15 protein-coding genes and 3 pseudogenes are annotated in these 15,908 nt (G+C 39.6%); 17 read left to right on the top strand and 1 reads right to left on the bottom strand.

Going from position 1 to position 15,908, the window contains the following annotated elements; translation table 11 throughout:
• The 5 genes and pseudogenes from cysS to C4E06_RS04585 all read left to right on the top strand — a co-directional run.
• Positions 1-1,068 (top strand): annotated as a pseudogene (gene cysS / locus C4E06_RS04610) (cysteine--tRNA ligase); the annotation flags it as partial.
• Between the two features lie 121 nt (positions 1,069-1,189).
• Positions 1,190-1,882: a PEP-CTERM sorting domain-containing protein gene (locus C4E06_RS04605; protein ID WP_107667016.1), complete on the top strand. Its 693-nt coding sequence runs from the start codon at positions 1,190-1,192 to the stop codon at positions 1,880-1,882.
• A gap of 3 nt (positions 1,883-1,885) precedes the next feature.
• Positions 1,886-2,869: a PEP-CTERM sorting domain-containing protein gene (locus C4E06_RS04600; RefSeq protein WP_107667015.1), complete on the top strand. Its 984-nt coding sequence runs from the start codon at positions 1,886-1,888 to the stop codon at positions 2,867-2,869.
• A gap of 294 nt (positions 2,870-3,163) precedes the next feature.
• Positions 3,164-4,345: an RNA-guided endonuclease TnpB family protein gene (locus C4E06_RS04590; protein WP_107666397.1), complete on the top strand. Its 1,182-nt coding sequence runs from the start codon at positions 3,164-3,166 to the stop codon at positions 4,343-4,345.
• A 52-nt stretch (positions 4,346-4,397) separates the two neighbouring features.
• Positions 4,398-6,254, top strand: a pseudogene (locus C4E06_RS04585) (DUF3987 domain-containing protein); the annotation flags it as partial.
• Here the strand turns inward: C4E06_RS04585 and C4E06_RS04580 are convergent.
• On the bottom strand, positions 6,251-6,454 hold the full coding sequence (locus C4E06_RS04580) for a hypothetical protein (protein WP_107667014.1): 204 nt from the start codon (positions 6,452-6,454) through the stop codon (positions 6,251-6,253). The pseudogene C4E06_RS04585 and the gene C4E06_RS04580 sit on opposite strands and share 4 nt — an antisense overlap.
• Positions 6,455-6,481: 27 nt before the next feature.
• Here C4E06_RS04580 and C4E06_RS04575 point away from each other — a divergent pair, with 27 nt between their 5' ends.
• The 12 genes and pseudogenes from C4E06_RS04575 to dnaX all read left to right on the top strand — a co-directional run.
• Entirely contained in the window at positions 6,482-7,072 is a 591-nt protein-coding gene (locus C4E06_RS04575; RefSeq protein ID WP_198648316.1) for a hypothetical protein, read from the top strand.
• Entirely contained in the window at positions 7,065-7,325 is a 261-nt protein-coding gene (locus C4E06_RS27620) for a hypothetical protein (protein ID WP_198648315.1), read from the top strand. Before C4E06_RS04575 ends, C4E06_RS27620 begins: the two co-directional genes overlap by 8 nt.
• 228 nt (positions 7,326-7,553) lie before the next feature.
• Positions 7,554-7,778 (top strand): hypothetical protein, encoded by a 225-nt coding sequence (locus C4E06_RS27615; protein ID WP_198648314.1) that lies wholly within the window; start codon positions 7,554-7,556, stop codon positions 7,776-7,778.
• 489 nt (positions 7,779-8,267) lie between these two features.
• Entirely contained in the window at positions 8,268-8,654 is a 387-nt protein-coding gene (locus C4E06_RS04565; RefSeq protein ID WP_107667013.1) for a DUF2493 domain-containing protein, read from the top strand.
• 96 nt (positions 8,655-8,750) lie between these two features.
• On the top strand, positions 8,751-9,395 hold the full coding sequence (locus C4E06_RS04560; RefSeq protein ID WP_107667012.1) for a hypothetical protein: 645 nt from the start codon (positions 8,751-8,753) through the stop codon (positions 9,393-9,395).
• 101 nt (positions 9,396-9,496) lie between these two features.
• Positions 9,497-10,084 (top strand): TerD family protein, encoded by a 588-nt coding sequence (locus C4E06_RS04555; protein WP_107667011.1) that lies wholly within the window; start codon positions 9,497-9,499, stop codon positions 10,082-10,084.
• Positions 10,085-10,401: 317 nt separating this feature from the next.
• Positions 10,402-10,515: pseudogene (locus C4E06_RS29455) on the top strand (IS607 family transposase); the annotation flags it as partial.
• Between the two features lie 146 nt (positions 10,516-10,661).
• Positions 10,662-11,885, top strand: coding sequence for an RNA-guided endonuclease TnpB family protein (locus tag C4E06_RS04545; RefSeq protein WP_107667018.1), 1,224 nt, complete (start codon positions 10,662-10,664; stop codon positions 11,883-11,885).
• A gap of 255 nt (positions 11,886-12,140) precedes the next feature.
• Positions 12,141-12,707, top strand: a complete 567-nt coding sequence (locus C4E06_RS04540) for a hypothetical protein (RefSeq protein WP_198648312.1) — start codon at positions 12,141-12,143, stop codon at positions 12,705-12,707.
• Positions 12,708-12,725: 18 nt separating this feature from the next.
• Positions 12,726-12,959, top strand: coding sequence for a hypothetical protein (locus C4E06_RS04535; RefSeq protein WP_107667010.1), 234 nt, complete (start codon positions 12,726-12,728; stop codon positions 12,957-12,959).
• A 168-nt stretch (positions 12,960-13,127) separates the two neighbouring features.
• Complete coding sequence (locus C4E06_RS04530) at positions 13,128-14,783, top strand: ATP-binding protein (protein ID WP_107667017.1); 1,656 nt, start codon at positions 13,128-13,130, stop codon at positions 14,781-14,783.
• A 242-nt stretch (positions 14,784-15,025) separates the two neighbouring features.
• On the top strand, positions 15,026-15,908 hold an 883-nt coding region (dnaX, locus tag C4E06_RS04525; RefSeq protein WP_107667009.1), incomplete at its 3' end, for a DNA polymerase III subunit gamma/tau.

The raw sequence follows: 15,908 nt of genomic DNA, 5'->3' as shown, positions 1-15,908 counted from the left end.
CAGGTATTGCTCGATAAAAACTATGCTTATGCCGTGGATGGAGACGTTTACTTTCATGTGGAAGCTTTGGAGAATATGGCAAACTCTCTGGACGTAGCCAGTCAATGATGCAAGCGGGGCTAGTGGTAGAGTAGCCGTTAACGACTTAGAAAAAACTAAGAAAAAACATCCTTCAGATTTTGCTCTCTGGAAAAGTGCAAAACCAGAAGAACCGGCTTGGGATTCTCCTTGGGGTGAGGGTCGTCCTGTTGGCATATTGAGTGTTCTGCTATGGTGAGGGCATTGTTAGGAGAAACCATCGATATTCATGGTGGTGGAGGGGATTTAGTGTTCCCCCATCATGAAAATGAAATTGCCCAATCAGAAGCTGCCAATGCTAAACCCCTGGCTAAATACTGGTTGCATAATGGCATGGTAACGGTGAATGGGGAAAAAATGTCTAAGTCTTTGGGGAACTTTACCACAATTCGTGAGTTATTAAATCGTCCCCTCGATCCAATGGTAATTAGATTGTTTGTTTTACAGGCACATTACCGAAAGCCTTTAGATTTTACTGAAGAGGCGATCATGTCAGCTACCAATGGTTGGCAGACTCTACAGCAAGGTTTACGCTTTGGGGAAAAGTATGAGGATAGATTAGGTTGGCAGAAAAACCAAGAACTTGACTCTGCTGTTATAGAACAATTTAAAGCAGCAATGGACGATGATTTTAACTCTCCTGGGGGATTAGCGGTTTTGTTTGAACTCGCTAAAAATCTCCGTCGTGAAGGAAATCTGTTAACCCATGAAGGTAAAACCGATACTGATAGGGAAGAGTTACAACGACAATGGCAAACTTTAGTTCATTTAGCAGAGATTTTAGGATTAGAAGCTAAATCTGAAGCCAATTTAGAAGATAACCAGAACTTCGATGAGGCAGAAATTACTAAATTGATTCAACAACGTAATGCAGCCAGAAAAGTCAAAGATTATGCCCAAAGCGATCGCCTTAGGGAACAATTACAAGAAAAGGGAATTACTCTAATCGATCACCCTAATGGAGAAACGAGCATTGTTCATAGCTCATAGCCGTTCCTCGTCCAACGATTAAAGCTTTAGATTTTTTTAACAATAATAGTTCAAACAACCATAATTTTCATGCTTAAAATAAGAATGATTATTATTCTCATTTTGTTTAGGAGAAGACAAGATGTTCGATTGTCGGCAAAGTATTAAGGTATCAGTCTTTGGAGTGGTGACAAGTCTAGTTTTCTGGGCTGAAAATCCAGCCCAAGCTGTCACCTTCCAACTGTCATGGACTGGGCAAATCCTTGGTTATCGGGCTGAGGGTTCATTTAGCTATGATGAAACCAAAGATTATGACAATGGCATTGTTAGAAAGGATGATCTTGAATCTTTTGACATTGCCTTTTTTGACCCAGAGGGCAATCTCATCAAAGAATTTATCGATAATCATTTGACCTATGCCAATTTTAATTTCAATTTCGACACAACAACGAGAACAATTTTACAGGATGGTTCTTTTGACGAACCCAATGGGATTGATATTGGGGAGTATGTGTTAATTGACGAAAACGAACCTGAGGGGTTGAATTTTTGGTCAGCCGCACCCATCGGGTCAGACGGTGTTGCGATTCCTCACGTTCATTTAACCGACCGGGGCAATGATTTTCCCGATTTAGAAATTGGTTTTGGTAGTCATTTAGATGTGGCATTTTTCACCCGAACCACTGCCGAATTATTAGATGACCCAACAGCAGGGGATGAATTCGGACAACGAATGATTGCCAGTCAAGTCCCTGAACCGACAACCCTTGTAGGACTAGGATTGGTTTCACTGATGGGACTCGGAAAATGTAAAGGTTTGATTAGAAGAGGTTAAACAGTGATCAATCAGATTTTTAGCAAACGGACAGCCAGTGAGTGTGTCCTCATGGCGTTCGGATTACTGTTGTCAGTCGGTCAAGCTCAAGCTGCCACAATTTATGCTTCAGGACAGCGTTTCATTCCTGCGGTACCTGGTGAGCATGATGATATTCGAGAAAACTTTATCTACGCCATTGACTCTAATACAGGGATCGCTACCCCGGTATCCCCTGAAACAACCGGTCTTCCTTCAGCCCTTGCCGGAACGCTGAATCAACGGTTACTTGGTTTTGCGTCGGGAGGACAATTGGTAGAAATCGATCCGCTAACAGCCAATTTAACCCCGATTGGTAGTGCCAATGGACTCACTAGCACCGGTTTTGACATTCTCGACGACCAGCGTGGATTTCTTATCCCTTTTGATAGCAACTTCAACACTCAGCAAATTAATGCCCTTGACTTGACTACGGGGATGACAATTCCTAAAGGAAGTACGACAGAGGTTGGAGATGCGATCGATGAAGCACGAGGTTCAACACTAGGAACAGCAGAGCCTTTTATTATTAGCCTTGGTTCGGTTGAAAATCAACTTTACGGCGTGGATCTTGATACTGATAGCTTAATTCACTTTAGTCCTGACACAGGAGAGGCTGCCGTTGTCGGTTCGGTAGGAGCGGTAACTTCTGGCGATCGCTCTATCTACAGTGGATTTGCTGCACTGACTGGGGTAGATACGAATCAAGATGGGTCTTTTGATACTTTATTCGGCAATGTTAATTTTATTGACTCGGATAATGATCCTGATACCCCTTCTGAGCGATTGGGTGGAATTGCTCGCTATAATCTCACCGATGGCACTTGGGACTTGGTAGGAACGAATCCGGGAGTCATTTTCTTTGGCTTTGCCAGTTCACCTACATCTGTTCCTGAACCAGGGGTTTTATTTGGCATTATCACAGTTAGTCTTTTGGGGATTTGGACAAAAAGAAACGCCAAAGAGTAGCAATTGTTTTGAGCAATATTTTTTGTTCGCAGAGAAATTTACGACTCAGCTTTTTATGTCTCACTAATGGATAGATAAGTGAGTCGTTCTGCATTTTCAGCGACAGAAACTCCAATTAACGTCACATGACTCTCTAAAGGAATAGAAGCAAAATAGCAACAGAGCTTTTTCTAGAAGACAAAAACCTGTACAATACTCGACATACCTGTACAGAATGTCTAGGATGCACTATAGACCAAGTGAATTTGCCGATTTAGCAGGAGTTAGTGTCAAAACATTACAAAAGAGCTAATCATGTACGCAATTAAGAGAGAATTAAAGCTGAATAACAAAGAAAAGAGCTTTTTTGCTGGCTGTGCTGGCTTTTCTCGCTTTGTATACAATCATGGCTTATCTTTACTCAAATCCACCTGGGATATTCCCGAAATTTCTGGCAGTGACTCAAAACGGTTAGATGCTATCAAGAAAGTCTTTACAAACATTACTAAAAAGCAAACAGAATATTTATGGACAAATAAATATTCATCTCGCATTTATCAGAATGCTTTTAGGGACTTGAAAAAAGCATTTTCCCGTTGGAGAGAGCCTAAAATAAAAGCAGACTTACCTCGTTTTAAAAAGAAGAAAGATCACTGTAGTTTTACAGTAGATAGTTCTAACGGTAAGGTATTAGTCAAGGAGGGAAAAAAGATAAAAATTCCTACTTTGGGAACATTCAGATTAAAAGAGGCTATCCCTTATAACTGTGTTTCTCAAACCTTTACTATATCGAGGTCTGCAGGGAAATGGTATATAAGTTTTGCCGTTTCAGCTTGTAAAAGACCTGAGATGAAACACTGCCATAAAAAAGTAGGAATTGACTTAGGAATAAAAACTTTTGCCACTCTTAGTGACGGAAACACCTTGGAGGCTCCATCTTCCATCAAAAAAGCGAAAACCAAGCTAGGAAAGATACAATGGAGAAACAGAAATAAGGTACACAGCAACCGTCGTTCTGGAATCTCTGCATCTAAAAATGCGGTTAAATATTACCAGAAACTAAGAAAAAAGCATAAAAGAATAACCAACATTCGAGAAGATTTTCTGCAAAAAACCACCACATTATTGGCCAAAACTTATCAACATATTCTCATAGAAGATTTAAACATAAAAGGGATGATGGCTAACCACAAATTATCCGATGCCTTATCTAATTTAGGATTGTATCGTTTTCGAGAATTGTTGAGTTATAAACAAGAATGTTTTGGCTTTTTGTTAACCATAGTAGATAGGTGGTTCCCCAGTTCAAAAACTTGTTCAGTCTGCGGAAATATACAAGATATGCCCTTATTTGAAAGAGTTTATTATTGTCAAAATTGTGGCCAAGTTATGGACAGGGATCTCAACGCCTCAAAAAATATCGAAGGTTGGATCAAGAATGCCGATGGCTTATCGGTGAACGCCTGTGGACAAGAAGGAGCCGTCTCCCTTGGTTGAAGCAGGAATTGAACAACAAGCCTGTCCAGGTTTGTCTAGGTTTCATGAAGCAGGCTTATTAGAATACATCGATGAATTAGCCAGTGATTACCGTCGTCTCAATCAATTTAAGAAAGGTCAAGGGGATGACAGGGAGCAAGAACTCGCCCTATTTAATGGGGGCCATGTGAGTTACGATCGCAGCGATACCAGATTATTCATCAGACGAACCGCACTCAGTAAAACGGGAAGTATTCAATGGGACACTTTAGCTCAATTAATGAATAATGAGGGGTTTGTCGAATCAGGGTACATGGCCCGCTTTTTATTGTGCAGTATAGGGGAAGCTCCTCCAAGATTTTTAAATCTACTCTCTGAAAATAACGGGGTCCAAAAGTTGCAAAAAGCTTTGCGATCGCTTTATGAACAAATGGGGAAATTACCCAAACAAGACTACTTGTTAGATTACGATGCTAAGGTGCTGTTCCAAGCATGGAACCATACCCTTGTCGATGCCACCCGGAGAGAGTCTAACTTTGGGTTTAGTTTAGTGTACGCCAAGATTGAAACCTATACTTTGCGCTTGGCCTTATGGTTGCATCTGGTGAATTCTCTACTGAGGGGGAAAAAACCCAAATTAGTGGTTAATGGGCAAACCATGAAAGATGCCATCGAAATCGCCTCCTTCTATTTGGGTCAACAAAAATTAATTTGGGCCCATAACGATCCCCATAACAAACTAGAAGGAATGTTGCTCAAGATTCATACCAATGCACTTGAGTTTTATCAGCAAACGAAAAAGGGGGTTAGTGCATCCTGGGCCAAACAGAAATTCAATGCCCTCAAAAAAATAGCCACTGACAAAATTCGCCACAAGTATTTTCAAGTGTTAGCCAGTTGTGGTTATGGTGAACTTCAAGGAAATGGTAAATCGATGCGCTATGTACCCTATCAAGAAAGATTAGTTATTAATGGGTTAAACGAGTCTAAAAAACTTGGTGAAAATAGTATGTTAGGTGAAAACTTGGGGACATCACCAAGTTCTGTAACTAATATACAATCACTATTTCACAAAAAAGTTGGTGAAGTTGATGAGGAAACTTACCTCTCAGTTTTTGAATTACTTGAAGGTAAAAATAAACAACAAGAGGACTTTTATTCTACTTATTCAAATGGGCCTATAAAAGATCACCAAAACACCAATAAATCTGATACGAATCTTGATGATACAAGCATTATAGACCTTGGTGATCCCCCTCAAACCCCTCACCAACCACCAAATAGTGAACTATCTGAAACTAATGCAGACATCGAGTGGTTAATGAAATTGCTAGAAAATTTGGAACGAGATAATTCTCTTCATACTGGCGATGAATGGCTTGCTTTATTAAGCGAAGCAGAAGAAAAAATTAATGGTATCGATGGATTTGACGGACAATACCCGAATTATTGGCCTCGAATCTGGGCGGCTTTTCCCGATTCAGAAGATGAAACACAATCATCGCCAACACTTGATGAATTAAAATCCCTACTTCTAGCCTGTCAAACCTGGGTTCAACTCAAGCAGGTACAGAAGCAACACCCAGAACTTTGCGTAGCTGCGTACACCGCATTGGAACCGGTTGAACAACGCCAAGTTGATGCGATCGCTGCCACTGAGGTCAACCAAGAAGTTTACAAATATGTAGGACCACAGAGAAAAGTTGATGGAGTGGAAATACAACCCGGAACCCTTGTCTACTTAGATCCGCAATCCAATCAGAAAAACCGTGTCCACTTAAGAGTCCGTCTGTTGCAAGGCATAAACCAAGGCTGGCAGAAAGTAGTTGAGATATCCGCTGAGGCTCTACTTGCCGTTGAGAAAGCCGTTAACGATGGGTTAGATGTCATCGAAGGGCAACAGAGTAATCTACTCGACGAGATAAGTTAATCAGAGGTATTTCTCTCTAAATACTCATCAACGGCGACCCTTGCAAGTTCAGTGGGTCTGAGTCCCTTTGCCTCTGCCAGTTCTAAAAATTTAGGGTAATTCCGTTTAGATAATCTAATTCCAATAACTTTGCGGTGAAGGCTATCGGGTCTTTCTGAGAACTGTCCTACATCATTTCTGGCTTGTTCTTTAGCTGACATTTGTTCTAAAAAGGATGGTACAAACTTATGGTTGAACAAGAATCGAAAGCAGTTAAATCTATTGTTCTGGGAGTCGTGGAGTTGCAGGATTTGACTGACTCCGAACAAAAAGAACGATTAAGGCTAGAACGTCAGGTAGAACGTGCTTTTTATGTAGCTGGATGTGCTTTAGCCAAACTAAAAACAGATAAATTATATCGTTCGACCCACTCAACATTTGAGGATTATTGCCAGGATAGATTTAGCTTCACCAGAAGGCACGTTAATTATTTGATTGCGGCTGCAGGTGTGGTTGACAATCTGAAAATGGGAACAAATTGTTCCCAAAATAATGAAGATGCGGAAAATTTGATTTTACCTACCACTGCTAGTCAATGTCGCCCTCTGACTGCTTTAGAGCCATTAAAACAAGTAGAAGCCTGGAGTGAAGCCATAACCCAAGCTGGCGGCATTCGTCCCTCCAGCCCGTATTGTCCAAGAAGTTGTACAGAATATGCAGCAACAGAAGAAAATACCGAACCCGTGGCGTGTGGGGGAAGTAGCTCAGATTGTTGTCAAAGGGAACTCAGACCTCAAAGGAAAAGGCGGTTGTTGGGCTGTTATTGTTGCGGTGAATGATTTTAGTTGCTCTGTGCAACTATGGGACGGGGAATATCAAGTTAAACCAGAAAATCTCAAAGAATTACCCTACTCCAATGAACAACAGAAGGAAATCAAGGAGTTAAGCGATCTCATATCGAAAATAAAGCTAGATGATATCGAACAACCAACTAGGGATTTTTTGGCAGGATTAGGAAAAATTAATAGACCTTGGCTGACTGAATTAGAAAAGAGTATTTTAGAGTTTTTAGAAAAGAACTTTTTATCATAAAAATTGAAATATTTTCTTTATATATCAAATATACATAGTAAAATTAGAAGCAGAAAAGAGTATTTTATTGTTAGTATATGATCTATCAAAAAGAAGATATAAAATATTTTAAAAGTTTGTTAATATTTTAAATAGTAAAGAAAGTTATTGAAGAAAAAATAGTAACAACTACATAAAAATAAAACTTAAAAATATTATTGAAGTTTACATTACTTCTACACAAAAATAATGAATAAACAAGAAAATAGCTTAAGATTACCACCGACTATACCTAATATTAACCAAGAACTAGAACAAGCAATTACCTTACTCGGAAACCGAGTACAAACAGACTTAAAAGATAAAACTAAGAAAAAGTTAATAAAATTAGTGGGGGAGTATCCCACTAAAGAAACAGCGTATGAATGGAAACTATCGCTAAAGCAAATAGTTAAAAAAAGTCCTAGATTGTAAACTCCTAACCCCCGATCTGATACAACGTATACTTGTTCTTTACAAAAAGAATCTCTAGATCGATATAGTAATGTAACTCAAAGTTTAGGAGAAACAAGAATAATACTAGATTATATAAAATATAAATTAAAGCATTACTATTTAGAGGATGAAGGACGGTACGATGAAAATTTTCTAAAACAATTAAAATATTGGTACCAATGGTTTCCTTCTGATGTGAGAGAAGATGAATTCAGTAAAAAACTATTTAAAATTTGTTTAGGAGAAAAATCAAAAGAAACTTCTTCTGATTTTAATTACGTCAAGTACAAATATGATCTATTTCCAGAAATAATAACACCTTCTGAATCAGCTGAATTCATCGACGCTTTAGTACAATTGGCTTTATCAAAAGTGGATTGGAAACTATTAACAAAGCGATTATTAAAAACTTTAAATCTTGAAATTCGTAGCTAGCGCTTATCAGCAAGAAATTAAGAGAAAGAAACGATGCTGAAAGTTGTTATTGCTGCAAGCGATGGCTTTGGAGATTATTATTTATTAGAGCGCTCGCTAGATAAAATTCTTCAAAACCATACCGACATCGAATTGGTTTCTCTCCACTCCAAATCTCTGAATCGAATTATTGATCTTTATGCTCGGAAACGAGAACTAGGTACACACCGGTTTGTCCCCAACTTACTCAATCACGGCGAAAACGCCAAAAATATCGTTATTGAAGAAGTCATCGAATACGCTTCTCACGCTATTTTATTCGTAGATGAAAACCAGGAATTAGATACGGTATTGGCAAGGATTCGAGACAGTGGCTTACATTGGAGGGTCATTAAATATAAGGATGTACTCGCTGAGAAACTTTATAAACAAAAAGCTTAGTGACTTAAAATCTGGTATGATCAGGCACCCTGTGGTTGTGTTTTTATTCCTAGTTCTAGCTATATAATATTATAAAAATAGCTAGAACTAAGTATCATGCCTATAAAACAGTGCGCCTACGGATTTAGCTGTGCATCAATGATGATGCAATGGGATTTAGCCCCAGAAGATTGCCCTAACAAAGATGTCTGCGGATTAATCACGAAATTGACGGAAGAAGAAGAAATCGAACTCTATCAGGCTCGATTAGAGAATAATCGCCGCATTGTAGAGAGAATCCGTATCAATCAAGAACAAGCCGCTTTGTGTCTTCTTCTTAGCAGAGGGGATGCCCAAACTCCTGAAAGTTTAGGAGTAACAGACACTTTAGCCGAACTTCAAACAGCAATTTCTTTACTAGAATCAACGATCAGTGAACTAGATGAAGGATACATCGCTCCTATCGGAGTAGAAGCACATCGGTACAGGGTGAAGCGGCCTTATGGGTACTACGAGTACAATAAGCTAACCGCCAAAGAAGCTATTTTCGAGCCACAAATTAAGCACAATAAGGTAAAAGTGATTCACCTGTCAAGGAACGACGATCAGCGAAATATCAAAGGCAGATCTGGAATAGAAAAAAGAAACAGACTCCTGGCCATCAAGAGACAAATCAAAGCAGCCACTGAATTGCTGAATAACGCCAGAGAAGCGGCTAGTAGAGAATCAATCGATGAGGCTGTCGCTAGGAAAATCATCTAGAAAGGTCTTTAGTTCTAGCTATCTGTACTTATTAATATAGCTAGAACTAATACCGCTAGCGCAGGGGTGTCTGGAAAATCAAAAAATAGAGGTTTTGATCCGTGATCGAATTAACTAAAGGCATCGAACTAGACTTAGAAAAAGCATTACCTGAACTGGTTGCCGCCATGTTGGGAATGGGTTGGAATGTTAACAAAGATGACAGTCCAGATACGACAGAAGACGACTTCGACTTAGACTCTTCCGTGTTTATGCTCAATGAAAAGGGAAAGTTACCTGACAAACATCATGTTGTTTATTACAACAATTTGAAATCCCCTGACAGCGAAGTTTGTATAGAACACATGGGTGATAACTTAACCGGTGCAGGAGAAGGAGACGACGAAGTAATCTTGTTTGACCTCAGAAAAGTCCCTGATTATATCCACAAGTTGGTTATCACTGTCACAATCCATCGGGCCAAACAACGAAATCAGAATTTCGGCATGGTCGAAAATGCTTTTCTAAGGGTAGTCAACGTGAGTTCCAAAGAAGAAGTGTTGCGGTTCGATCTCGATGAGGAATTTACCCTAGAAACTTCTGTGATTTTGACTGAAATTTATCGGACTGACACCGGATGGGCAATCAAGGCACTTGCCGAAGGTGTTGATGGTGGGCTTGACGAGTTGGTCAGTAAATACACAGCGTAACCTCTCGCAAACCCGCTTAGCAACAGACTTTTAGCACTCCGCAGCAACTACTGTTTCTCTTATAGAATACAGTGGTTGCTGCGGATATTAGTGACCAAATCCTTTAGGTATAAAGTTACTCACTATGTCGTGGGTAACTCTATATTTTTGACAAAGATGTTCGATTTCTAATAATGCTGAAAATCTTGGTATTACTTTGTTTGAGGCTTCCGCAGCAACTACTATTTCTCTTATAAATTATAGCGGATGCTGCGGAAGTATCGTAAACTTTCAATAAAAATATAGCCAAATATAGTCATTCATGGTAATATATAAACATGAAGCTCTCAGACTATGCAAAAAAAGCGGGAATAAGTTATCGAACAGCCTGGAAGTGGTGGAAACAAGGTATTTTGACAGGTTATCAATCACCAACTGGCACAATTATTATTTTGACAGAGAAAATTATCGAGAGAATAGGGTCTAAAACCTGGCTTTTTAAAGCGACACGTTTTTGAGGCGAGGCTTAAATCCTTGTCTCAAAAACAACTTCTGACTTCTGACTTCGTTAAAGCGGAGTTAAGAGCAAATGGAAAAAATGAAATTAGTTGAAAGACATATTATTAAGAAAGGACACAAGTTTTGGGCAGAGATAGATGAATTATCTTGGCAGTCCAAAAATTTGTATAATGCAGCTAATTACATAATTCGTCAAAATTTTATTTATGGTCATGGCTATTTAACTTATAATCAGATGGATTCTCTGATGAAACAGACTCCACAGTATAAAGCTTTACCGGCTAAAGTTTCACAGCAAGTATTAAGAGGATTAGAAAAAAACTGGAAATCATTTTTTAGAGGATTATCAGAATATAAAGAGAATCAGTCAAAGTTTCAAGGGAAACCAAAAATCCCAGGTTATAAAAATCCAAAAAAGGGCAGAAACTTATTAGTTTATACCATTCAAGCCATTAGTAAAGTCTCTCTAAAAAAAGGATTGATTAAACCATCGAAAACCACTATTGAATTTCCCACTAAAGTAGGCCAGTCAATAGCTGAAGTGAGAATTGTTCCCAAATGTGATTGTTATGTAATAGAGGTAATCTATGAAGCCAATAAACAGTTCCTAAACAAAAATGACCATATAGGTGCTATGGATTTAGGTGTAGATAATTTGATGGCTGTAACTTCAAATCAACCGGGTTTTGTTCCTTTGTTGATTAATGGCAGACCGTTAAAAAGCTTAAATCAATTTTATAACCAACGTCGCTCAAAATTACAATCCCTACTTCAAGGTAATCGAAAACACTCTCAAAGAATTCGTCATCTTACTAGATGCCGAAATCAGAAAGTTGATGATTATCTTCATAAAGCTAGTCGTTATCTCGTGAATTTTTTAATGTCCCAAGAGATTAGAACATTAGTAATTGGCTATAATCCAGGTTGGAAACAAGAAATTAAGTTGGGAAAAGTCAATAATCAAAAATTTGTGACTATTCCTCATGCTAGATTAATTGACATGATTACTTATAAGTGTCAATTGGTAGGAATTTCAGTAATTCTTCAAGAAGAATCCTATACCAGTGTTTCCAATTTTTTAAATTTAGATCCTCTTCCCGTCTATGGGCAAGAAACCGAAAAGCCAATCTTTACGGGGAAAAGAATTAAGCGAGGTTTGTATAAAACTGATCAAGGTTTGCTCATCCAGTCTGATGTAATCGGTTCCTACAACATTTTAAGAAAAGCATTCCCAAATGCGTTTAACCGCTATGGGATAGAGAGGTGCGTAGTTCACCCCAGGAGAATCAATCTCTCAAAGTAAAAGCGAAGGAAATTTCTGCAATGAAATTTAGTCTGTCTATATTTGACTATACTTTTACTAACTATTGAACGCTTATCAGTTGCGGAATAAAAGCTGATATTAGAATTAATAACTTAGGTTATAACTTTTTTCGGTCTACGAATCGTAGACTCTTTTAGAGGCTTCATTTTTTGCGCTAATCCTTTTCGGCAAAGTTTTAGTCATGTTGTTCTACCACTAGCGTTGGTTGGTCCGATAGTTAGAAAGAATCAAAAAATGCCACCAACAAGAGAATTCTCAGACCGAATCCCTGTCGGGCGACTAATTGTCCAGAAAGCTTGCATTGAGGTAGCCGTAGACAGACTAAAAGAAATATACGAAGGAAATGAGATTGCTGCTTCTATTCTACTGGAATTGCAAATAGCTGCTAAATTAGCAGAGGTCTTTAACGAAACGTGGTCCTCAATTTACTGGATAGAAGCAAGGAAGCGAACTCGCGATCGCGTAAAAATGACCCTGAAAGACATAGCCGCAAAAATAATCGACCACGTAGAAGAAGCTATGACTCTTTTCGATGAACTTTGCGACGAACAAGATGCCAATCCAACACTAGAATTGACGAATGGATGGATAGGGTTTCAAGCAGGACTAGACCTAATAAAAAGAGACCTGCAATATCACGACGATTTTGTAAAGAGGAACTCTATTGAGTATTTGCCCTTACTCAAACTCATAGAGAAAAAATCGGAAAAACGAAAGATGTTTACCAATTCAGAAATTTGTGCAAACTGCGAAAAAGTTGCCAAAAACGACAGGCTAGCGCCAACCACAAGTGAAAAATAAGCTTAAAGGAGCAAACTGATGGAATCACTCAAAAATCACGTAGTCGATTACCTAGCCAACAATCCCGAATTAGTGTCCCCTTTCACCAGAGGGGATGAAGAAGCCCTAGAAACCGTTATCGAAAGCACCGAATTGCAAATCTTCATCAGTGAACAAAGCGACGGAAATCCAACGGATAGTGACTATGACTGGCTCATCAATTCTGTCTGGGAACTGAGCGAGGACAAAACACTTATCGATGCGATCGCCTGACAAAGTTTCCGCAGCAAGGACTATTTTCTATAAGAGAAATAGAACTTGCTATGGAAGCTATATTCCTTACCCCGTCTGCAATAGAGAGTAATACACAGTCATGTTTCATCGCCCTTTTTTTTTGCTAGCGCAGGGTTGGTTTGAAAAGCAACTATGGGAGGGCAATTCATGCAAACCTTTCAAATCACAGTCGATAGTAATGTTTTAGAAAAAGCTAAACACTTTTTCAATTCAGGATTGAACCATATTCTTAACGAACTTCTACAGAATGCCCGTAGAGCAAAAGCCTCCTGTATTTGGATTAGAACCTATATCGAAGACGGTATGCGCTTTTGTTCTATCATGGACGATGGAGAAGGCATTTTCAAAGAGGATGTCAGAATAGCTCTTGGTGGAAGTGATTGGGACTCTGAGATCCAAGAATCAGAAAATCCTGCGGGATGCGGACTATTCTCGTTAGCAAACCGAGGATGCCAAATCAAGGCTAATGGAAAAAGAGTAAATATCACGTCAGAAGCCTTTACCGGGAAAATTCCAGTAGCAATCGAAGAAACAGGATTCAGTAATGGTACAAGAATTGATTTTGCTATTACTCAAGAAGAAGCTGAAAGCCTTGCAGAAACAGTTACAAAGGCGACTAAGTATTACCCGTTACCTGTGTATTACCAACGCAATAAGGTAAAACGAGGTGATTTCTTACAAGGCGCTTTGTTTATCAAAGAGTGGTCAGGGCTAAGAATCGGTGTGGTTGAGGAAACTTACTGCTGGCATGACGGAGAAATAAATTTTCATGGTCTGACGGTAGAACAAAATTTCCCTCATATTCTTCTCAGTAAAGCCCGTGAAATTTATCGAGTAAAATACCTGACTACACGGATTGAGGTCATTGATTGCCCTGAATTAAAGCTCGTCTTACCTGCGCAGAAAGAAGTCGTGCAAAACGAGTTTCTAGCCCAACTTCAAGTGGAGTGTGAGCGCACGATTTACGAGTACATCCGCACGTTATATGCACATCGGCTCCCTTTTCAGTCATGGGAAAAAGCAAAGACTTTAGGTGTTGACCTGCCTGAAGCGGAACCTAAGTTATACACCTGGGTTCCTTATTGCCTGGATAATTACAGTGGTTGTAACGGAGAGTTAGTCGATGTCAATGACCGATGCTTATTGGTCGATGTGACTGACGAAACCTATGACCTTGCTGATTACCATGTTTTCGATCATGCGTGGAAACAATCAGGGAACGGGATTCTCCTAGAGCCTGATCCCGATTATGCAGGGTATTCTTGGTATCAGTCTCTGACGAAAATTGTAGACTTTTCGGTCATTGTCCAAGTAGGAGACGAGAAAGAACCCTTAGAACGGTGCATGGGAAGTACCAAGTTTCAGCGCCCTGACGACATCAGAATCATCTATTTCACTTTGGACAAAGAAGGAGATAAAGAACCTATAGCCAATAAACTATCCACTGACATTGCTTTCATTTCGGAACTCGATGATGGATTTTGGGAAGGCATTGAGAACATCACTCTACTCGTCACCAAAGATAGTGAAACAAGTACCGAGACACTCAATCGTTTACTTATGGATACTTACTTTACCACAAGCGAATGTACTGATGAGTTTGGCTACGAAATGCAACGCGAAATGTTTTCGAGCGAGATTAATCAACTCATTAATCTTGTGATTCACGACGAAGACTACGCGAACCGCCAGAAAATAGCTGAATTAGCACAGAAGTTTCTTGCGTGGGAAACCCCACACGGCAAAACAACTCAAATAACGATTAAGCCGGATGGCAATATCGACGTAACATTCATCGACTAGATAGGAAAGGGGAGGCTTCGGCCTCTTCTTTTTTCCGACAAAATCCCGACGAAATTAAGCATGAAAAAGTAGCTGAGTTTAGGGCATCGTAAAAGGGCTATATTCTAGCCTGGATAAGAATCACAACCTTCCGCAGCAGTTACTATTTTTCTTATACAAAATCGTGGTTGCTGCGGGTAGTTTTTGATATGTTAGGAGCCTAGCGGCTGGTCATCTTGATAAAGATATTAGGAGTCAAGCTTATGACTACTGCAAAAACGAAACAAGGGTTTCAGCCGTGGCACTTAAAATATCGCCCTCAATCAATCAATGATTTGACCGGACAAGATTCCCTACAAAAGGTGCTAACCCGATTAATCACGGAAGATTCCGTACCTCAAGCCTTGTTGTTATCTGGACCTAAAGGCACAGGAAAAACCAGCACGGCTCGGATTATTGCCATGAGTCTCAACTGTGAGGAAGAAGTCACCACAACACCCTGTGGCGAGTGCAAGAACTGCAAAGCCATTCAAACCGGTAATAGCTTAGACGTTGTAGAGCTTGATGCCGCTTCGCATAATGGCGTCGATGATATCAGAAAGTTAGTTGCTGATGCGGGCTATGCTCCGTTCTCTGCGCGTACCCGTGTATTTATCATTGATGAAGCCCATCAACTTAGTAATTCTGCACAAAATGCTTTTCTTAAGACCCTAGAGGAACCCAACAACCATACCAAGTTCTTACTAGCAACCACCGAACCTCACAAAATGCTAGAAACAGTGAGGAGTCGCTGTTTACCCCTTCGCTTTCGACGCATTTCCCAAACCGAAGTGGCTCACCGACTAGAAGACATAGCTAAGAAAGAGGGGGTTTCCATTGACGAAAATTGCTTAGAGGCGATCGCCCGTAGTTCTAAAGGAGGGATGCGCGATTCGATTCAACTTCTCTTTGAGGTATCGTGCCACAAAGACGGAGATGATCCACTCAAGGTAAATACTGTTTATGAAGTGACAAAGGAGCTTAATCCCACGCAAGTCGAGTTTCTGCTAACCTCTGTGGCCCAGGGCAATAGCTACAATTTAGTGCGATGTTGTCAAAGAATTGAAGAATCAGCCCTTGATATCAACAAAGTCTTTGATGCCTTGT

Source organism: Cyanothece sp. BG0011 (assembly GCF_003013815.1).
Taxonomy (GTDB): Bacteria; Cyanobacteriota; Cyanobacteriia; order Cyanobacteriales; family Microcystaceae; genus Crocosphaera.
Note: the sequence above shows the minus strand (reverse complement) of the source record. Positions and strands in the feature narration are given on the sequence as shown.